21 protein-coding genes are annotated in these 17831 nt (G+C 65.0%); 2 read left to right on the top strand and 19 right to left on the bottom strand.

Annotated elements, in window-relative coordinates:
- Positions 1-680: SGNH/GDSL hydrolase family protein (locus tag NZL82_RS18550; protein ID WP_261271200.1), on the top strand; the 680-nt coding region annotated here is incomplete at its 5' end.
- A gap of 342 nt (positions 681-1022) precedes the next feature.
- The gene (locus tag NZL82_RS18545) at positions 1023-1151 is read left to right on the top strand and encodes a hypothetical protein (protein ID WP_261271199.1); all 129 of its coding nucleotides are present in this window, start codon (positions 1023-1025) and stop codon (positions 1149-1151) included.
- Here NZL82_RS18545 and NZL82_RS18540 read toward each other — a convergent pair.
- From NZL82_RS18540 to NZL82_RS18450, 19 genes are all read right to left on the bottom strand, one after another.
- Positions 1145-1375, bottom strand: a complete 231-nt coding sequence (locus NZL82_RS18540) for a YozE family protein (RefSeq protein WP_261271198.1) — start codon at positions 1373-1375, stop codon at positions 1145-1147. The genes NZL82_RS18545 and NZL82_RS18540 overlap by 7 nt on opposite strands.
- A 179-nt stretch (positions 1376-1554) precedes the next feature.
- Positions 1555-3243, bottom strand: coding sequence for a recombinase family protein (locus tag NZL82_RS18535; RefSeq protein ID WP_261271197.1), 1689 nt, complete (start codon positions 3241-3243; stop codon positions 1555-1557).
- Complete coding sequence (locus tag NZL82_RS18530; RefSeq protein ID WP_099547435.1) at positions 3243-3629, bottom strand: winged helix DNA-binding protein; 387 nt, start codon at positions 3627-3629, stop codon at positions 3243-3245. Before NZL82_RS18530 ends, NZL82_RS18535 begins: the two co-directional genes overlap by 1 nt.
- Positions 3626-3979: a DUF6516 family protein gene (locus NZL82_RS18525; protein WP_099547434.1), complete on the bottom strand. Its 354-nt coding sequence runs from the start codon at positions 3977-3979 to the stop codon at positions 3626-3628. Before NZL82_RS18525 ends, NZL82_RS18530 begins: the two co-directional genes overlap by 4 nt.
- Positions 3976-4296, bottom strand: coding sequence for a hypothetical protein (locus tag NZL82_RS18520; RefSeq protein ID WP_099547433.1), 321 nt, complete (start codon positions 4294-4296; stop codon positions 3976-3978). The genes NZL82_RS18525 and NZL82_RS18520 overlap by 4 nt, the downstream gene beginning before the upstream one ends.
- Positions 4297-4492: 196 nt before the next feature.
- Positions 4493-5284, bottom strand: a complete 792-nt coding sequence (locus tag NZL82_RS18515) for a phytanoyl-CoA dioxygenase family protein (protein WP_099547432.1) — start codon at positions 5282-5284, stop codon at positions 4493-4495.
- 280 nt (positions 5285-5564) lie between these two features.
- Positions 5565-5801, bottom strand: a complete 237-nt coding sequence (locus tag NZL82_RS18510; protein ID WP_099547431.1) for a DUF2274 domain-containing protein — start codon at positions 5799-5801, stop codon at positions 5565-5567.
- A 2-nt stretch (positions 5802-5803) separates the two neighbouring features.
- Complete coding sequence (locus NZL82_RS18505; protein ID WP_405051393.1) at positions 5804-6904, bottom strand: TrbI/VirB10 family protein; 1101 nt, start codon at positions 6902-6904, stop codon at positions 5804-5806.
- A 32-nt stretch (positions 6905-6936) separates the two neighbouring features.
- Positions 6937-7932 (bottom strand): P-type conjugative transfer protein TrbG, encoded by a 996-nt coding sequence (trbG, locus tag NZL82_RS18500; RefSeq protein ID WP_199122726.1) that lies wholly within the window; start codon positions 7930-7932, stop codon positions 6937-6939.
- Complete coding sequence (gene trbF / locus NZL82_RS18495) at positions 7929-8618, bottom strand: conjugal transfer protein TrbF (RefSeq protein ID WP_099547428.1); 690 nt, start codon at positions 8616-8618, stop codon at positions 7929-7931. Before trbF ends, trbG begins: the two co-directional genes overlap by 4 nt.
- Positions 8615-10006: a P-type conjugative transfer protein TrbL gene (trbL, locus tag NZL82_RS18490; protein WP_261271196.1), complete on the bottom strand. Its 1392-nt coding sequence runs from the start codon at positions 10004-10006 to the stop codon at positions 8615-8617. The genes trbF and trbL overlap by 4 nt, the downstream gene beginning before the upstream one ends.
- 2 nt (positions 10007-10008) lie before the next feature.
- Positions 10009-10275 carry a putative entry exclusion protein TrbK-alt gene (gene trbK-alt, locus NZL82_RS18485; protein WP_261271195.1) on the bottom strand — a complete coding sequence of 89 codons (267 nt, stop codon included), beginning with the start codon at positions 10273-10275 and terminating at the stop codon, positions 10009-10011.
- A 14-nt stretch (positions 10276-10289) separates the two neighbouring features.
- Positions 10290-11063 (bottom strand): P-type conjugative transfer protein TrbJ, encoded by a 774-nt coding sequence (trbJ, locus tag NZL82_RS18480; protein WP_099547425.1) that lies wholly within the window; start codon positions 11061-11063, stop codon positions 10290-10292.
- Complete coding sequence (gene trbE, locus NZL82_RS18475; RefSeq protein ID WP_261271194.1) at positions 11060-13552, bottom strand: conjugal transfer protein TrbE; 2493 nt, start codon at positions 13550-13552, stop codon at positions 11060-11062. Before trbE ends, trbJ begins: the two co-directional genes overlap by 4 nt.
- 13 nt (positions 13553-13565) lie before the next feature.
- Positions 13566-13847: a VirB3 family type IV secretion system protein gene (locus NZL82_RS18470; protein WP_029074213.1), complete on the bottom strand. Its 282-nt coding sequence runs from the start codon at positions 13845-13847 to the stop codon at positions 13566-13568.
- On the bottom strand, positions 13847-14179 hold the full coding sequence (locus NZL82_RS18465) for a TrbC/VirB2 family protein (protein ID WP_029074212.1): 333 nt from the start codon (positions 14177-14179) through the stop codon (positions 13847-13849). Before NZL82_RS18465 ends, NZL82_RS18470 begins: the two co-directional genes overlap by 1 nt.
- Positions 14176-15171, bottom strand: a complete 996-nt coding sequence (gene trbB, locus NZL82_RS18460; protein WP_099547423.1) for a P-type conjugative transfer ATPase TrbB — start codon at positions 15169-15171, stop codon at positions 14176-14178. The genes NZL82_RS18465 and trbB overlap by 4 nt, the downstream gene beginning before the upstream one ends.
- A gap of 146 nt (positions 15172-15317) precedes the next feature.
- On the bottom strand, positions 15318-15827 hold the full coding sequence (locus NZL82_RS18455) for a CopG family transcriptional regulator (RefSeq protein ID WP_090613559.1): 510 nt from the start codon (positions 15825-15827) through the stop codon (positions 15318-15320).
- The gene (locus NZL82_RS18450) at positions 15808-17793 is read right to left on the bottom strand and encodes a conjugal transfer protein TraG (protein ID WP_261271193.1); all 1986 of its coding nucleotides are present in this window, start codon (positions 17791-17793) and stop codon (positions 15808-15810) included. Before NZL82_RS18450 ends, NZL82_RS18455 begins: the two co-directional genes overlap by 20 nt.
- Positions 17794-17831 lie beyond the last annotated feature (38 nt).

Genomic DNA, 17831 nt, shown 5'->3' with positions numbered 1-17831 from the left:
GATTTACCGGCACCTCCAAGGCTCTGGCATTCCTTGGCGATAGCCTGATGGATGGCAGTAACGATCTCGCCAACTACATCGGCGGGAACGGCTATGGGCCGCGCGCAGTCGTTCCTACCGGCCTTACGGGCATTGTCGCACACATGAAGCTGACGCGTGTGGGCGCGCGTGCATCCGACCTATCCCAGAATACGAAGATGCTGGCCTGGCTGAAGTATTTCAATATTTTGTACTTGGAGCCGGGCACGAACGATCTGGCTAACGTGAACGGAGGCAACGCCACGGCGGCGGCGACCATCAGTTCGCTGCAGTCATTGATGACGAGCGCTCGATCGGCGGGCGTCAATAAAATCATCGGCTGCTTGCTGATCCCTCGCCTCATTCCAGGGGCAAGCGGCACGACAGACAGCTACGCGACTGAGGCCGGCCAGACCTCTGACGCCAATTTCGGCGTGGGAACGCGCGGCGAAACCGTCAATAATCAATGGCTCGCATGGCTGGCGGACGGCACGCTTGCCGCGCTTGATCGCCGTGACAAAACGCGCGGCACGGACCCATGGAAGTGGGTTGTCAACGGCAGCGCCAATTATGGAACCGGCGACGGCACGCACTACACCACGGCCATCGCCCAGCTCATGGCCACCGACACCCGCGCTGCTATCGATTCTGTGACGCTCTGATGGCCCATGCCTGCCCCCATTGCGGAGCCGACCAGCCCGATCGCGCCGAGCGCTTCGGCTTGATCGTCCAGCGTGACCCGGGGGCAGTGTACTGGAAGGGCATACGGTACCACCGGCCGCCCGGCGAGGTGCAGACGCTTTACCACCTCGTCCGGCGCGGACGGGTCTCGCATCTCACCCTCGCCATGCTGACGGTAGGAGAGGATGCCGAGACCGACGTCGCGCTGGCGCCTGACGGGATTAGTGACACATTTTGGGATTCTTGGCTTGGAATCGATCGGCTCCATTGTAGCTGGGTTCCGAGGAATCGTGATAGCAATCTCCCAAACCGGGGGGCCCATCATGACCGGCCAGCGCGAAGCACATCTGATGGGCGTTCGGACCTGGGCGCCGGCAAAGATGGTCGCCGATGATGAAGCCTTCGCGGGGGAAAGCCACGACGTTCGCCTCTTCGGGCACCACGCTCAGTAGCACAGCCAGTCCGTTTCGGCGTCGTCCACGGCTTCGAACATGTCGCCGTCGGCCTGCATCTTGTTCAGGTGCTTGCGCACGTCGTCGGGGGAGCCCAGCCGGGGAAAGCTGCGATCGGCCTTCGCCGCTTTGACCAGGTCGCCGATGGGGCCGTGCCTGTCGACCTGCACAAGAAGCCATTCGCCGAAGGTTTCCTGCCGGGCGAGGGTGGAGGTGAGGGACATAGGGTCAATCCTCTACGAATCGTCTGATACCCCCAATATAACGTTCTCACTTTGTTCTTGGAATAGCTTGGGATAAGATCGTGGCGGACGGTCGAACGTCGGTACCGCGAGGTGCCGAGGTACGAATTCCTGTTCGGTAGTCGAACTTTTGCATAGGGGTACAAGTGGGGGTATCATATTTAAGCGAGGCGGTATAAATGGCGCAAATCAGCCGTTTTTGAGCTATCTTGCGACGGGCTCCCGCTCCGCCACCTCGGTATAAAACCGGGAACGCCGATTTCCGCCGTTTTCCCTCCCTTAGTGGCTACCAGCGTCCTCAACAGGGTGCTTTTGCTGCCTTTGATGTAGATTGCGTCGTCCGCGACCTCGACGTGCTGGGCGAAGGCCCGGACGTGTTCCCGCCGATAGCCGCCCTTTCCAAGCCGGAGTCGGGTGCGGGCTTCACTCGCCAGTTCCCGCACGGCTGCCCCTGTGAGGCCCTGATGGGCCGAGCTTTTCAGCATGGCCTCGGTTCTTTCGGCGTCGGCGCGTGCCTGATCCCGTAGCGCGGTAAGGCCCGCTATCCGCTCGCCGAGGGCGGCTTCGGCCGGGTCGAGCGAACCAGCCTCGATAGCGTCGTAAAGCCGCTTGAGGCGCATGTCGGCCTCGGCCGCGCGCTGGTTCAGCTCTGCAATGTGCTGGCTGCGCCGCTCGACGCTCTCCTGCCGGCGGTCGAGCAGCGAGGCGAGCACATCTTCGATCCTCTCGGGGTCCAGCACCCTTTCCTCGATATGGCTGACCACTATGCGATCGAGCTTGTCCATGGGGATCGCGCGGCCTTTGCAGCCGGTCTCGCCCTGCCGCGCCCGGATCGAGCAGGCATAATAGCGATAACGGCCGTTCTTGCCGGTGCGCAGCGTCATCGCACCTCCGCAATTGCCGCAATGGCAAATGCCGGTCAGCAGATTTGGGCCGCTGACCACGCGCGGCGGCGTCACCTTCGGATTATTGACCTGCAAGCGCCTCTGCACCGCCTCGAAGGTCTCAAGGTCGATCAGCGGTGGCACCGCGACGGTGACGATTTCCTCCTCGGGCTTCACGTCACCCTTTTTGGAACGGCGATTGAACCGATGCTCGCCGATATAGGTGCGCCGGGTCAGGATACGGTGGAGCTGGCCGATGCCCCAACGCCCGCCGCTGCGGGTGAACATGTGGTTCCTGTTGAGGTAGCTGACGATGTTCTTGACGCCCATGGGGCCGGACGTGCCGTCGCCTTCCGTTGCAAGGCGGAAGATCAGCCGCACGGTGTCGGCGTGCAGCGGGTCGATTTCCAGCTTCTTCTTCATCTTCGCGCCGCGCTGCTCGGCATCGACGACGCGGTAGCCGATGGGCGGAAGCGAACCGTTCCAGAAGCCTTGGCGGGCGTTCTCCTTCAAGGCGCGCAGGACGTGCTTGGCGTTCTCCTTCGACTGGTATTCGTCGAACAGCGCCATGATCTGCCGCATCATGACGTGCATGGGGTCGTCGCCCATTTCCTGTGTGATGGACACCAGCCGGACGCCATTCTTGGCGAGCTTCCTGACGTTGAACTCCAGCTCGAAGTGATCGCGGAAGAAACGCGAGAAGCTGTGAACCACCACCAGGTCGAACGGCGCGGGCTTGCTGGTGCCGGCCTCGATCATCCGTTGGAACTCGGGGCGACGGTCGTTGGTCGCCGATGCTCCGGCCTCGACGAAGGTTTCGACAAGCTGGTAGCCGCGCGAAGCGCAATAGGCTTCGCCCTGTTTGCGCTGGTCGGGGATCGACACGTCATGCTCGGCCTGCCGGGCGGTCGAGACGCGCAGATAGAGCGCGGCGCGCAGGGCGACGTGTGGGGACTGAATGCTCATCATTGGCCTCCTTTCGCCGCGCGGCGTTCGAGCAAGGGCAACGCCAGCTCCACGCGATCATGCAGCACCTTGGGCACGAGCTTCTGGCCCTCGCCGGGGTCCATGCGGATCAGGCCGTAGCGCGCCATTTTCTTGAGGGTTCGGGACAGGTTGGGCTTCGCCCGCCCCGTGATCCGCGACAGTTCCTCCAGCGAGCCGGGCGACTGCTCGTCGATGACGCGCAGCAGCTCGCGGTTCCCGCTGGAAAGGAGCTGCGCGAAGGATTCCATGGATGTGAACCACACCTTCGGATCGTCGGCCGCCGGCTTTTCTTCGCCGCGCGCGATCCGCATGGTGCGGGCCTTCATCTCATCGTAGCCGGCAATCCCGACTTTCAATGTGGTCATAGCACGCCTCGCTCCTTCAACACCGCGTCCACCGCCTGCCAGAAGTCGGCCAGCAGCGTGGCCGCATCCTCGTAGGCGTAAGGCTTCACGGTCTGGAGACGGTGCCGATGGTCCATCGGCCCGCCACGCCTGCCCCGGCCGACCGGATGGGCGTTGTCGAAGCCGACCAGCCGCTCGCCCGAAGGCCCGTGAAGCGTGAGCGAGTAATCGAGGCCGTGCGGCTTCTCCGGCGAGACCGGAACGCGGGTGACGACGAACTTTACCCAATGGCCGCTCTCGGGATCGACAACGAGCACCTGACCGTCGAGGTCCAGAAGCGTGTCGAGGCTCGGGTCACGATCCTCGCTCATGACTTACTGTTATCATCAGAGGATAACGATTTCAAGCCCTGATTGTCAGGATCGTCGATGGGGCCGAACAGCCGGTCGAGCACGTCGCCGAAATACCGCTCGAAGATTTGCAGTTCTTCCTCGGTGACCGGCACCTTCTCGGGCCAGTCGTCGAAGACAGGCAACGACTCCACATCGACGATGCGAAGCGGCGACCTTCGGCGCTCCCGCCCGTCCGACGTGGGTTCGTCGGCATAGTCGAAAAGATCGTCGGGAAGTGTCTCGGGAACCGGCTGTCGCGGTCGCCCTTTGCGGGCGCGGCGGCGCTCTGCGCACATGGAATCCTCCTTGGCTCTGGTGGATTCCGGGGCACTCACGGTCCCGGAATTAAGCGAACCATGGAGGGCAGTCGGCGGCCTGTAGCGTGCCGCATTTGCGCCTATGCGCTGGCGGCACCCCTGCGTCAGTTGCAGAGACACTAGCGGATAACCAGCAACATCCGGGGCCGCGTTGCGGCCCCGGATGCCTCTTGGCTTAGAACGTCAGCCTACATGCCTGACGGATGGCGATCTGGACCGGCGATGGAGGTAGCGCCGGATCAAACTCGTCCTTCGGCAGCAGCGGCGGCTGTGCCATGAAACGCGGCTGCTCCCCTCGATGAGGTTGCGCCGCATGGACGATGAATGGGTGACATAGGTAGACGGTGCCCGCCGCACCTGTTGCCAACGCAACATCGCAACCTTCCGTAGAGGCGTAGCCATTCTCGGAAAGTTGCCTGAGTGTCGCGCCTGCATTGCCGTAGGGCAGCAACTCACGTGCAATCGCCGCATGTGACCCTTTTCGTATTTTCGTAGGCGCGTCATTGGGACCAACATCCGAAAACAGAAACAGCATCAACAAGGCGCGTCCGCTACTCTTAACGTTGGCCCGCCACTCCATGAAATCTGGATTGTCGGTGCCAAAGCTCACGTCCACATGCCAGCCGTCGTCACCGGGAGATTCTGGTGACGGAAAGCGGATGGGAAAGGTTCCAACACCTTTGGGGGCAAGCCATCGGCCTTCCCCAACGAGTTGGTCGTAGGCTTTGTGCAGTTGCGGCGTGTTAGCAGCTTCGATGAAGGGGGGCGACGACTTGAACCCCACTCGAACAACGGGTTGAGTCCAGTTTTCAGGTTCGTCCGGTGACAGACCTATATCCGCCCACAACTCGTCCCTCCCTTGCTTTGCAAGGTTGGCGCTGAAGGCATTTTCGATTTTGACAAACCCATCGTCAATGAAGCTCTGGACCTGACCAGAAGTCAGGCCGACATGCTTAGATTTAGGCATTACAAACACATTCTCCGTTCGGCCTCCGCGTCAGCAGGGCCGTCTTAATCTGAACGGCGCAGGTGCGCCGGCACGACTTTCAGTCGTTCAGATCAGCGGGAAGAATGTGGAAATGAACATCATGGGTGTAACGTATGCTCCGTAGCGGATGGTTTCAAGGGCGCATGACGAAGCACATGCCGCGTCGCAGGATGCTTGATGGTTAGCATATCCCCGTCATGGAAAACAGGTAGCTGCGTACAATTTTTTGCTCTTGCCACGCACATATACCAACTCAAGCTCATGTTTTTATGGTCTGTCCTGCTTCCCGCCGTGCCTTTGCGAAACCGCGATCCGTGGCGATGAACCGCTCCAGCATGGGCACGATCAGCCTGACGGGATCGGCGGCGGACTGGCCGCTCTCGCGGGCCAGCACCTCGGCATAGGCGACCAGATCGCGGTGAAGCGGCGCGGGCAGCTCTACCGTCACCTTGACGGGCTTGTCGTCGGGCAGCGGGCCGAGTTTCAGCTTGGTCATTGTCAACCTCCTGCCGGCTCGAACACAAGGTCGCGGGTGACGATGATCCTGACCGGGAAGCCGGGCCGGATGGTGAGCGTCGGCGCGACCTGCAACTGGCGCTGAACGATCTGCTGGCCCGCCTGATTGACGGTATCCTGCGCACCGTCGCGGATGGCCCGGATAAGCCGGTCCTCGTCGCTGGTCGCCAACTCCGTCCCGACCGCGAGCAGCGTGGACAGTCCGGCCGCCTTCATCAGATCCCACCAATGATAATCGACGCCATCCTCAAGGCCGGCGTAACCGCTGGCGTCCGCGCCCGGCAGGCGCTCCAGAACGATGGAACGGCCGCCCGGCAGGATCAGGCGGTTCCACACCAAAAGCACCCTGCGCTGGCCGAAGGTCACGCCGTCATCATATTGGCCGATGATGCGGGTGCCCTGCGGGATCAACAACAGCGAGCCGGTCGGGCTGTCATAGACGTTCTCGGTGACTTGCGCTGTGATCTGGCCCGGAAGGTCGGAGCGAATGCCGGTTATCAACGCAGCGGGGATCACGGCCCCGGCCTGAAGGATATAGGGCGATGCCGGCGGCGCGACACGATCCGGCGCGACGGTCTGCCGGTCCACGGGTCCATTGAGGAAAGCCGTGTGCCGATCCTGCGTCGCAGGCTGTCCACCAAGGCCAAGACCGGCAAGGCCGGGCATGGCCGTTCCTGCTGGTGCTCCCGTGCGCGGGCCGGACTGGAAAAACAGGTTGCTCAAGCGCGCGGCTTCTTCCTCGGCGCGGCGGCGTTCTTCCTCTGGATCGACGGCGGGCGTCGCCATGACGGGCGGTGCAACCGGCTGGCCCCTGTTCTGCGCATCGAGGATGGGGCGGCCCAAATCTCCGGGCAGCGCGGGGCCGAGAACCGGGCCGGTATAGTCGCGCGGCAAGCCCGACAGGCCGTCCGCCGTGGGCCGGTTCTCGGTAGAATAGAGTTCCTCGCCGCCCGGTCCTGCATCGCGGGTCTGGAGAGCGTAGATGAGCGCCCCGCCGATGCCGAGCAAGGCGACGGCACCGACGCCTGCCAGCATCTTGCGGGACAGGCGGGTGACGCGGGGCGTTTCGGCGCGTAGCCGCATGGGCGCGGCGGTGTCGGTGATAGTGGTGTCTGTCATGACGGGGAGTCTCCGGTCGCGCTGGCGGGCTGCGCGGCGGCGGCCTGCGGCGGGTTGATGCGGACGATCCTGACCGTCTGCTGGCGGCTGCCGCTGCCAAGGCGCAGCTCGGCCGCGCCGAACAGGCGGTCCACGATCAGGATGTTCTGATGGACGCGGCTGTTGACGATCTGCGGCTCGCCATCGGAGCCGAGCACGAAGATCGGCGGCATCTCGCCCTGCACGATCCCGGCCGGGAAGACGACATAGACGCGGCGGCCATCGTCGAAGACGGAGATGGGTCGCCATGGCGGGCTATCGCCTGTCAGGCCGTAGCGGTAGTTCCTCGCAGCCTCGGCCGGGATGATCGGCGCGGCCGGGACGGTCTGGCGCTGGCCTGCTGGCGGTGTGGGATAGGCCCATGCCACGGCCGGCATGTAGAGCGTTTCCCGCGCGCGCAGCTCGATCATGTAAGTGCGCCGGTCGGTGGTGACGACAAGGTTGGTGGAAATGTCCGTGCGTGTCGGCTTCACAAGGATATGGACGCGGCGGTTCGCACCGCTGCCGCTCTCGGTGTCGCCGATGATCCAACGCGCGGTGTCGCCGGCCGCGATCGGCCCCGCGCCGGTCAGGCTCTCGCCCGGCTCCAGCGCAATGGTCGTGATCTGCCCAACTGCGGCATAGACCTGATAGAGCGCGCCTTCGCTCCACGGATAAATCTGGATCGCGTTGTAGTAGCCTTCGCGGCGCGGCTCGACGCGGGCGGCGGCGTTGGCATTCTCGACGCGGCCGGTCGGCGTGCCGGCAGCCTCGCCGCCCCGCGCCACGGTCCATGCCGGCGGGACATGCAGCGGCCGGGGCGTGTCGTTGGTGACGGCCGCCTGCACGGTCGGCAGCGGCGGCACGGTATCGTCATAGCTCCATTGCTGGGCGCGATTGGTGGCGCAGCCCGCAAGCATGGTGGCCGAAAGCAGCATGGCGGCAACGGCCGGGGTGCGGGTGATCGTCCTCATTGGCTCATCTCCCGCGACCATGAAATTGCGTTGACGTAGATTCCGAGCGGATTGGCGCGCAGGCGCTCGGCATTGCGCGGTGGCTGGATCACGATGGTCAGGATCGCGGTCCAGCGTTCGGTCGTGGCGAGCTGGCCGCTCTCGAAATGGCGTTCGGTCCACGCTACCCGAAAGCTGTTGGGGGATGCGCGGATGACGCTCGAGACCTCGACTGCGACCTGCTGACGGCCGACCTTGGCAAAGGGATCATTGGCGCGGGCGTAGTCGTTCAAGGCAGCCGCGCCGCGATCCGTGGTCCACTCATAAGCCCGAAGCCAATTCTGGCGGACGATGATGGCGTCGGCCGGGATCGCGCGGACCTGCTCGATGAAGCGGCCGAGATGGAAAGCGATCTGCGGGTCAGTCGGGCGATAATCCGCGTTCGCGGGCGCGACGGTCTGCGCCTGTCCGAGATTATCGACCTGCACCACCCAAGGCACCACGGTCCCCCGTGCGGATTGCCAGACCAGCGCCGAGGCGAAGCCGGCGGAAAGGATCAGAGAACCGAAGGCCATGAGCCGCCAGTTCCTCGCCTGCACGCGGGCCGAGCCGATACGCTCGTCCCACGCCTGCGCGGCCTTCTGATATGGCGTCTCGGGTTCGGGTGATTTGCCGTAATGGGTTGCGGGTCGTTTGAAGATGCTCATGAGCGGTCACTTTCGGAAAGGTTGACGGAGGAACCGGAGCCGTGGCTGTCGCCGGAGCGAACGGCATGTGCTGACATGGTGGTGCCGTGATTGAGGGCCTGCCGGCGCTGCATCCGCTGCGCCCAAGCCGGAGGACCAGCGGGGGAAGTCGGCGGCGCGGCTGCCGCAGTGGCGCTGGCGCTGGCGCTGCCTACCGTGCCCATGGAGGACGCGCCGCCCGTCGCACCGAAACCGGCGCGCACGCCATCGGCGAAGCTGGACTTGACGCTTTCGCTTACTTGGGATGTTGCATTAGAGGCAGCGCGTTTTAGCGGCGAGATGGCGGCCGAGCCTGCGGCGCGTGCAACACCGCCGAGGCCGGAAGCAACGCCTGCCGCTCCGGTCTGGCCGAGTGAGCCTAGGCTATATGCAGCGGTCGCCGCTCCCGCGGCCGTCGCGCCGCCGCGAACGGCCGCGGCCCCACCGGACAGGGCAGCAGCGCCGCCCTTCGCGGCCAGCATGGCCCCGCCGCCAGCCGCCGCGCCGCCCGCAAGCACCATGCCGCCGGCAGCGAGGCCTGTGCCTACGGCAGCACCCGCCCCGAGCTGCGGGCCGCCCGAGACGATGCCGTTGGCGATGCCGGGGCCGAAGATGCCGAGGCCGAGCAGCGACAGCGCGGCGAGCACAATCGCCATGGCGTCGTCGATACTCGGGGTCTGGCCACCGAAACCGGCCGTGAACTGCGAAAACAAGGTGCTGCCGATACCGATGATAACGGCGAGCACCAGAACCTTGATGCCGGAGGACACCACGTTGCCCAAGACCTTCTCGGCCATGAAGGCGGTCTTGCCGAACAGGCCGAAGGGGATGAGGACGAAGCCGGCAAGCGTGGTCAGCTTGAACTCGATGAGGGTCACGAAAAGCTGGATGGCGAGGATGAAGAAGGCCAACACCACGAGCGCCCATGCGAACAGCAGGCACGCGATCTGGATGAAGTTCTCAAAGAAGGCGATCCAGCCCATCAGGTCGGAAATGGAATCGAGCAGCGGGCGGCCGGCGTCGAGGCCGGTCTGCGCCACGCGACCCGGCCGCATCAGGTCGGCAACGGAAAAGCCGGTGCCCGACGCCATCAGGCCAAGACCGGCGAAGCTCTCGAAGACGATGCGGGCGAGATTGTTCCAGTTGCCGATGATGTAAGCAAAGACGCCGACGAACAGGGTCTTCTTCACCAGCCGCGCGATAATGTCGTCATCCGCCCCCCACGCCCAAAAGAGCGCGGCGAGCGTCACGTCGATAACGATCAGGGTGGTGGCGATGAACGCCACCTCGCCGCCGAGCAGGCCGAACCCGCTGTCGATGTAGGAGGTGAAGACCCCGAGGAAATTGTCGATGACGCCCGTGTTGCCCATGGTCAGCGCGCCCCGCTGCGGTCACGGCCGAGGAAACGGTCGCGGCTCTCGGCCCATGCGGCGAGGCAGCCGGCGTCACTCGCCGCCGCCTCGCCGAGCTGCTGGCAGTGGCGCAGGGTTTCGCGCAACGGGTCGGCCGGGGGCTGGAAGGCCGGCGCAGGGGGTGGCGCGGAAGGTTCATCCTTCCGCGCCATGTCGATTGCGGTCGCCGTGACGGCGATGGCGATGAACACCACGGCCCCGAGCCGGGCCAGCATCTTGCCGTCCATGGCGAGCCTCCCGGTCAGTTGTTGCCGTTGTTGAACATCTGCGCGTTGCCCGGCTGGTAGCCGGTGCCGGGCGTGAGGAAGCGACGGCGCTGCTCGCGGCCTTGTTCGGCGGCGGTCGCACGCTCGGCCTCGGTCAGCGCGTCGGCCCGCCCGTTCGCCGAGATGAGCGCGATCAGGTCGGAAAGCTGCAGCGACTGGAGGGCAAGGAGCTGGTTGCCGGCCTGCGTGGCTTGCAGCGCGCCGGTCGCGCCTTGGCTCTGGCCGACAAGCGCGGCCATCTCGGCGCGATTGCTGTCGATGTTGCCGACGACGCCAGCCTGCACGCGCATGGCGTCCTGCAAACCGCCAACCGTATTTTCCCAACGGCCGCGCGCATCGGCGACAAGCTGGGCGTCGGTCGCGGACAGCGAGACATTGCCGTATTGGCTCTGGAACGCTTGGTCGATCTGGCCGACCTCGAACGCGAGATTTTGAGCCTGCCCGAGAAGCTGCTGCGTGCGCTGGACGTTCTGCTGGAGCTGCTGGAGCGAGCTATGCGGCAGGCTCGCAAGGTTGCGGGCCTGATTGATGAGCATCTGCGCCTCGTTCTGGAGGCTCTGAATCTGGTTGTTGATCTGCTCCAGCGTGCGCGCGGCCGTGAGCACGTTCTGCGCATAGTTGGACGGGTCATAGACGATCCGGCCGAAAAGCTGGGCATGGGCCGGGCTTGCCAGCATGGGCGAAAGCGTGACGGGCACGGCGAGCGCCAGCGCGAGGGCCGAGGCCCCGACGATCTTGGGATAGGTCATGGAAGAATCTCCTGTGTGGGGTGGGTATCGAGCCGGGCCGGCGCGGCGGATTCCGGCCGGTCGGCAAGATTGGTGAGGTTCGGGATCAGGTCGGCCGCCCAATCGACGCCGCGCTCGCGCAGCCATGCGGCGAGGAAGCCGTCGCGTCCGTGCTCGGCGAGGATTTGTGCAATGAGCGTCTGGTCGGATTTGGCGGATGCGGCGCAAAGCGCGAGGCCGACTTCGGACAGGCCAAGCTCGAACAGGCGATTGCCCCTGCGGCTTTGGCAGTAATAATCCCGCTTGGGCGTGGCCCTTGCGAGGATTTCTATCTGGCGGTCATTGAGGCCGAAGCGGCGATAGATGGCTGTAATCTGCGGTTCGATAGCGCGCTCGTTCGGCAGCAGGAGCCGCGTCGGGCAGCTCTCGATAATCGCGGGCGCAATGTTGCTGCCGTCGATGTCGGACAGGCTTTGTGTGGCGAAGATGACGCTGGCGTTCTTCTTGCGCAGCGTTTTCAGCCATTCGCGGAGCTGGCCGGCGAAACCCTCGTCGTCCAGCGCAAGCCAGCCTTCATCTATGATGAGCAGCGTCGGCCGCCCGTCGAGCCGGTCGCCGATGCGATGGAACAGATAGGCGAGCACGGCCGGGGCCGCGCCGGTCCCGACAAGGCCCTCGATCTCGAACGCTTGCACGTCCGCCGATCCCAAATGCTCTGTCTCGGCGTCGAGCAACCGGCCATAGGCACCGCCGACGCAAAACGGACGGAGCGCCTGTTTCAGATCGTTGGATTGCAACAGCACCGCAAGGCCGGTGATGGTCCGTTCCTCGACCGGCGCGGAGGCGAGCGAAGTCAGCGCCGTCCAAAGATGCTCTTTGACCTCGGGGGTGATGGCGATCCCCTCACGCATAAGGATGGCCGCAATCCAGTCCGCCGCCCATGCGCGTTCATAGGTATCGTCGATGCGGGCAAGCGGCTGGAGCGAGACGGACGCCTCGGCCCCTTCTGTCAGCCCGCCGCCAAGGTCGTGCCAGTCGCCGCCCATGGCGAGCGACGCGGCGCGGATGCTGCCGCCGAAGTCGAAGGCGAAAACCTGCGATCCCGCATAGCGCCGGAACTGCAAGGCCATGAGGGCGAGCAGCACGGATTTACCCGCGCCGGTCGGGCCGACGACAAGGGTGTGGCCTACGTCGCCGACATGGAGACTTAGCCGGAATGGGGTTGTGCCTTCGGTCTTTCCAAAGAGCAAAGGCGGTGCACCGAAATGCTCGTCCCGTTCCGGCCCCGCCCACACCGCCGAAAGCGGGATCATGTGGGCGAGATTCAAAGTGCTGATGGGTGGCTGCCGCACATTCGCGTAGGCGTGTCCGGGCAGGCTGCCGAGCCATGCGTCAACCGCGTTGACGCTCTCGGGCATGGCGGTGAAGTCGCGGCCCTGAACGATCTTCTCGACCAGGCGCAGCTTTTCGTCGGCAAGGCGCGGATCGGCATCCCAAACGGTGACGGTGGCCGTGACGTAGGCCATGCCCGCCACATCCGCGCCAAGCTCCTGCAAGGCCATGTCGGCGTCGAGCGCCTTGTTGGCGGCGTCGGTGTCTACAAGCGCGGACGCCTCGTTGGTCATCACCTCTTTCAGGATCGCGGCGACGGACTTGCGCTTGGCGAACCACTGACGGCGGATGCGGGTCACCAGCCGCGTCGCATCGGTCTTGTCGAGCAGGATCGCGCGCGTGCTCCACCTGTAGGGGAACGGCAGCCGGTTCATCTCGTCGAGCAGGCCCGGCGTCGTCGCGGTCGGGAATCCCACGATGGTCAGCACGCGAAGATGCTGGCCGCCAAGGCGCGGCTCCAGCCCGCCAGTCAACGGCTGGTCGGCGAGCAGCGCGTCGAGGTGCATCGGCACCTCGGGCACGCGCACGCGATGGCGGTTCGTGGAAATGGTGGAATGGAGATAGGTCAGTGTCGCGCCGTCATCCATCCAACGGCACTCGGGCATGAAGCCGTCGAGCAGCGCCAGCACGCGGTCGGTGCGGTCGATGAAGCCGCGCATCAGCTCCCACGGGTCCACGCCGGTTTTCTCGCGGCCCTCATAGAGCCATGCCTCAGTGCGGGCGGCTTCCTCGGCCGGGGGCAGCCAGAGGAAGGTGAGGAAGTAGCCGGACACGAAATGCGCGTCCGCTTCCTCGAAATCAGCCTTCCGTTCCGCATCGACCAGCGCCGACGCGGGATCAGGAAAGATGCTATCGGGATAGGTCGCCGCCTCGCTGCGCTGTGCCTCGACGAAGATGCTCCAGCCGGAGCCGAGACGGCGCACGGCGTTGTTGATGCGGCCGGCGACGGCGACCAGCTCGGCCGCGACGGCGGAATCCAGATCGGGGCCGCGAAACTTCGCGGTCCTCTGAAAACTCCCATCCTTGTTCAAGACGACGCCGGAGCCGACCAGTGCCGCCCATGGCAGATAGTCGGCGAGTCGGGTGGCGGTGCTGCGGTATTCGGCAAGGTTCATCATCGACGCGCCTCCCTCACACCGCCAGATGGCCGGGGATGCGCAGATGCCGCCGCCCGACCTCGACAAAGAGGGGATCGCGCTTTGCCGCCCACACGGCCGCGAAATGACCGATGGCCCAGATGGCGATGCCGACCAGCCAGAGGCGCAGGCCGAGGCCCACGGCCCCGGCCAGCGTGCCGTTCAGAATCGCGATGGAGCGCGGTGCGCCGCCGAGCAAAATATGCTCGGTCAGCGCCCGATGGACCGGGACCGTGAACCCCGGCACCGCGTCGAGCTGTTCGAGGCCGCCCGCCATCAGATGAGCGCCCCGCCGCCGAACGAGAAGAACGACAGGAAGAAGCTCGACGCCGCGAAGGCGATGGACAGGCCGAACACGATCTGGATCAGCTTGCGAAAGCCGCCGCCCGTATCGCCGAAGGCCAAAGTCAGGCCGGTCACGATGATGATGATGACGGCGATGATCTTGGCAACCGGCCCTTCGATGGACTGGAGGATGCTTTGGAGCGGTGCTTCCCACGGCATCGACGAACCGGACGCATGGGCGGCCGGGGCGAGCATGAAGCTGATGACAAGGGTGGATGCGGCGGTCGCGGCGAAGCGATAGCCGCGCGAAATCGTGCGGATCATGAAGATTCTCCTGTGCTGGTGGGGATTGCCAAAGGGATGGGATGCGTGATGCGGTAGTCGCCGTCCGGTCCCAGCCCTTCGACGCGGGCGAGTTCGGCCAGCCGGCGCGCGGAACCGCGCCCGGAAAGGACGGCAACGAGGTCGATTGTCTCGGCGATCAGGGCGCGCTGGACGGTGACGACAGCCTCTTGGATGAGCTGTTCAAGGCGGCGCAGCGCGCCGATGCCGGTGCCTGCATGAATGGTGCCGATCCCGCCCGGATGGCCCGTGCCCCATGCTTTGAGCAGGTCGAGGGCTTCCGATCCGCGCACCTCGCCGATAGGGATGCGGTCGGGGCGCAGGCGCAGCGAGGACCGGACCAGATCGGAAAGCGTCGCCACGCCGTCTTTCGTCCGCATGGCGACAAGGTTGGGCGCGGCGCATTGCAGCTCGCGCGTGTCCTCGATGATGACGACGCGATCCGCCGTCTTCGCCACCTCGGCGAGCAGCGCATTGGTCAGCGTGGTTTTGCCGGTGCTGGTGCCGCCCGCTACCAAGATATTGGCGCGGGATGCGACGGCTTCGCGCAGCGTTTCCGCCTGATCGGTGGACATGATGCCCGCCGCCACATAGTCGTCGAGCGTGAACACCGCGACGGCGGGCTTGCGGATGGCGAAGGTCGGGGCAGCGACCACGGGCGGCAATAGCCCTTCAAACCGCTCCCCGCTCTCGGGCAGTTCGGCCGAGACGCGGGGGCTGCGGGCATGAACCTCCGCGCCGACATGATGCGCGACTAGCCGAACGATGCGTTCGCCATCGGCGGCGGACAGTCGCTCGCCCGTGTCGGAAAGCCCTTCGGATAGCCGGTCCACCCAAAGGCGACCGTCCGGGTTCAGCATCACCTCGACGACGGCCGGGTCTTCGAGCAGCCGGGCAATGGCGGGGCCGAGCGCGGTGCGCAACATGCGCGCGCCGCGCGCGATGGATTCCGGTTTTTGGTGGTTGGTGGTCATGTCGGCCCCGTTTCTTCATGGGGCGCGACAGGCAATCCCCAGATCGGGGTCGATTAAGAGAGACCGAAATGCGGCCGGTTCAACAAGTATCTATGAGGCGGCGGTGATCGGCGGCGAACGGCGGTAAATAGGATGGGTCCGAATACTCATTCTTGATCGCCGTTGCTCTCGGACTCGTCCGGCAACTGATCGTCGGGAAGTGAGTCGAGGTCACGCGACAGCTCCTTGAGGAACCTGTCGCCCGTCGCCAGACGCCGGCCGAGATTTTGCATGAAGCCCTCGAACCGCTCCGCGCCTTTCGCTCGGGCAGCGGATTGTGCGGCTCCCGTAAGCGGCGGTGTGATGGTCATCCAGAAATGGATGAACTGCGCGACCGTCTCGCCGAGGACGGCGAGATCCAGGTCGAGCGTGTCGATCTGGCGGCCGAGCTTGTCCATGCGGCGCGACATGGCGGCTTCAAGCTGGTCGTCGGCATCGCCGGACAGGTAAGATATGACCGCCGCCTCCACGATGGCGGATTTTGAGACATTACGGCGCAGCGCCACCGAGCGGCGCAGCGCCATCGCTTCGATCTGCGGAATGAGCGCGGGGTCGAAATAGAGATTCAGGCGGGTTCTGGTTGCCATGGTCGTGTCCTCAAAGGTCGATTCCGTCATCGGGGTTCAATGCGACCTGCCGCGCGACCATCCTCATACGTTGGCGCATGGCGCGGGCCTTGGCCGCGTCAACGTCCGGCTCGTCGTCCACAAACTCGAACTCCTGTTCGGGTGATGGCGGCGGGGCGACGATTTCCTCATGCTCCGGCAATTCCGGCTCGCGGCGGATGCCGGCATTGGCCGGATCGCCATCGGCCGCGTTTCCGCTCGTCGCGGAACGGCTTTCCGCCGCGACCACGCGGCCGGACCAATCATCGGCGGATGGACTGGGCGCCAGCGGAGCGGCGACCAGATCGGGCGGGGTCAGGATGCGTTCCTGCAACCGCGCGTCCTCGAAATAGCGGGCCTTGGTCGCGCGGATCGGCGGCGTGCCCGCGACCATGACGATTTCATCGGTGGGCGGAAGCTGCATGATTTCGCCCGGCGTGAGTAGCGGGCGGGCCGTCTCCTGCCGTGAAACCATGAGATGCCCAAGCCACGGGGCCAATCTGTGCCCGGCGTAGTTGGTGGAGTCGCGCAGTTCGGTCGCGGTGCCGAGTGCGTCGCTCACCCGCTTGGCCGTCCTTTCGTCGTTCGTGGCGAAGCTGACGCGCACATGGCAGTTGTCGAGGATCGCGTTGTTCGGGCCATAGGCGCGCTCGATCTGGTTGAGGCTCTGCGCGATCAGGAAGCCTTTGATTCCATACCCCGCCATGAAGGCGAGCGCCGGTTCAAAGAAGTCGAGCCGGCCGAGCGCCGGAAACTCGTCCAGCATCAACAGCAGCCGATGGCGCTTGCCGGAGGTGGTCAGTTCCTCGGTCAACCGCCTGCCGATCTGGTTGAGGATCAGGCGAATGAGCGGCTTGGTGCGGTTTATGTCGGATGGCGGCACGACCAGATAGAGCGTGACGGGCTGGCGGCTGCCGACCAGGTCGGCAATGCGCCAGTCGCACCGCGCCGTCACCCGCGCCACCACGGGATCGCGGTAGAGGCCGAGAAACGACATGGCGGTGGAGAGCACGCCCGACCGCTCGTTCTCGGATTTGTTCAACAGTTCGCGGGCGGACGACGCGATGACGGGATGAGCGCCTGCTTCGCCGAGATGCGGCGTGTCCATCATCGCGCGCAAGGTTGCCTCGACCGGGCGGCGGGGATCGGACAGGAAGTTGGCGACGCCCGCCAAGGTCTTGTCCTTCTCCGCATAGAGAACATGCAGGATCGCGCCGACCAGCAAGCTATGGCTGGTCTTTTCCCAATGGTTGCGCTTGTCGAGACTGCCTTCGGGATCGACCAGAATATCCGCGATATTCTGCACGTCGCGGACTTCCCATTCGCCTTGCCGGACTTCGAGCAACGGATTGTAGGCGGACGATCTGGCGTTCGTGGGATCGAACAGCAGCACACGGCCATGCTTCGCGCGAAAGCCCGCTGTCAGGGTCCAGTTCTCGCCCTTTATGTCGTGAACGATGGCGGATGCCGGCCATGTCAGCAGCGTCGGCACCACCAGCCCGACACCTTTGCCGCTGCGCGTCGGGGCGAAGCATAGGACATGCTCAGGACCATCATGGCGCAGATAGTCCCGGTCGTATCGGCCGAGCAGGACGCCATCGGGGCCGAGCAATCCGGCCGCATGGATTTCCTTGCCCTCGGCCCATCGCGCCGATCCATAGGTGGCGACGTTGCGCGCTTCCCGCGCCCGGATGATCGACATGAAGATGGCGGCGGCGATGGCGAGGAAGCCGCCCGATACCGCGATGATGCCGCCCTCGACGAAGATCGCGGGCGCGTAGGCGTCGAACGAAAACCACCACCAGAAGAAGGCGGGCGGATAATAGACCGGCAGGCCCGCCAGCTCGAACCATGGTGCTCCAAGCTGCGGCTGGAAGCCGAGGCGGAACGCCGTCCATTGCGTCGCTGCCCACACCATCACCAGAACGATGGTGAAGACGGCACCAATCTGCCCCCAAAGGATTCGGCCTCCGCGCATACAGGCTCCAGTCGGCAAAAAAAGACGGAGCCGATCAG

Source organism: Sphingomonas sp. LC-1 (genome assembly GCF_025371035.1).
In the GTDB taxonomy this organism is placed as follows: domain Bacteria; phylum Pseudomonadota; class Alphaproteobacteria; order Sphingomonadales; family Sphingomonadaceae; genus Sphingomonas; species Sphingomonas sanguinis_E.
Note: the sequence above shows the minus strand (reverse complement) of the source record. Positions and strands in the feature narration are given on the sequence as shown.

Bases quoted from the DNA above. Each gene is read 5' to 3' on its own strand.
- NZL82_RS18545 (WP_261271199.1), top strand. From the start codon at position 1,023: ATGACCGGCCAGCGCGAAGCACATCTGATGGGCGTTCGGACCTGGGCG.
- NZL82_RS18540 (WP_261271198.1), bottom strand. From the start codon at position 1,375: ATGTCCCTCACCTCCACCCTCGCCCGGCAGGAAACCTTCGGCGAATGG.
- NZL82_RS18535 (WP_261271197.1), bottom strand. From the start codon at position 3,243: ATGAGCATTCAGTCCCCACACGTCGCCCTGCGCGCCGCGCTCTATCTG.
- NZL82_RS18530 (WP_099547435.1), bottom strand. From the start codon at position 3,629: ATGACCACATTGAAAGTCGGGATTGCCGGCTACGATGAGATGAAGGCC.
- NZL82_RS18525 (WP_099547434.1), bottom strand. From the start codon at position 3,979: ATGAGCGAGGATCGTGACCCGAGCCTCGACACGCTTCTGGACCTCGAC.
- NZL82_RS18520 (WP_099547433.1), bottom strand. From the start codon at position 4,296: ATGTGCGCAGAGCGCCGCCGCGCCCGCAAAGGGCGACCGCGACAGCCG.
- NZL82_RS18515 (WP_099547432.1), bottom strand. From the start codon at position 5,284: ATGCCTAAATCTAAGCATGTCGGCCTGACTTCTGGTCAGGTCCAGAGC.
- NZL82_RS18510 (WP_099547431.1), bottom strand. From the start codon at position 5,801: ATGACCAAGCTGAAACTCGGCCCGCTGCCCGACGACAAGCCCGTCAAG.
- NZL82_RS18505 (WP_405051393.1), bottom strand. From the start codon at position 6,904: ATGCGGCTACGCGCCGAAACGCCCCGCGTCACCCGCCTGTCCCGCAAG.
- trbG (WP_199122726.1), bottom strand. From the start codon at position 7,932: ATGAGGACGATCACCCGCACCCCGGCCGTTGCCGCCATGCTGCTTTCG.
- trbF (WP_099547428.1), bottom strand. From the start codon at position 8,618: ATGAGCATCTTCAAACGACCCGCAACCCATTACGGCAAATCACCCGAA.
- trbL (WP_261271196.1), bottom strand. From the start codon at position 10,006: ATGGGCAACACGGGCGTCATCGACAATTTCCTCGGGGTCTTCACCTCC.
- trbK-alt (WP_261271195.1), bottom strand. From the start codon at position 10,275: ATGGACGGCAAGATGCTGGCCCGGCTCGGGGCCGTGGTGTTCATCGCC.
- trbJ (WP_099547425.1), bottom strand. From the start codon at position 11,063: ATGACCTATCCCAAGATCGTCGGGGCCTCGGCCCTCGCGCTGGCGCTC.
- trbE (WP_261271194.1), bottom strand. From the start codon at position 13,552: ATGATGAACCTTGCCGAATACCGCAGCACCGCCACCCGACTCGCCGAC.
- NZL82_RS18470 (WP_029074213.1), bottom strand. From the start codon at position 13,847: ATGGCGGGCGGCCTCGAACAGCTCGACGCGGTGCCGGGGTTCACGGTC.
- NZL82_RS18465 (WP_029074212.1), bottom strand. From the start codon at position 14,179: ATGATCCGCACGATTTCGCGCGGCTATCGCTTCGCCGCGACCGCCGCA.
- trbB (WP_099547423.1), bottom strand. From the start codon at position 15,171: ATGACCACCAACCACCAAAAACCGGAATCCATCGCGCGCGGCGCGCGC.
- NZL82_RS18455 (WP_090613559.1), bottom strand. From the start codon at position 15,827: ATGACGGAATCGACCTTTGAGGACACGACCATGGCAACCAGAACCCGC.
- NZL82_RS18450 (WP_261271193.1), bottom strand. From the start codon at position 17,793: ATGCGCGGAGGCCGAATCCTTTGGGGGCAGATTGGTGCCGTCTTCACC.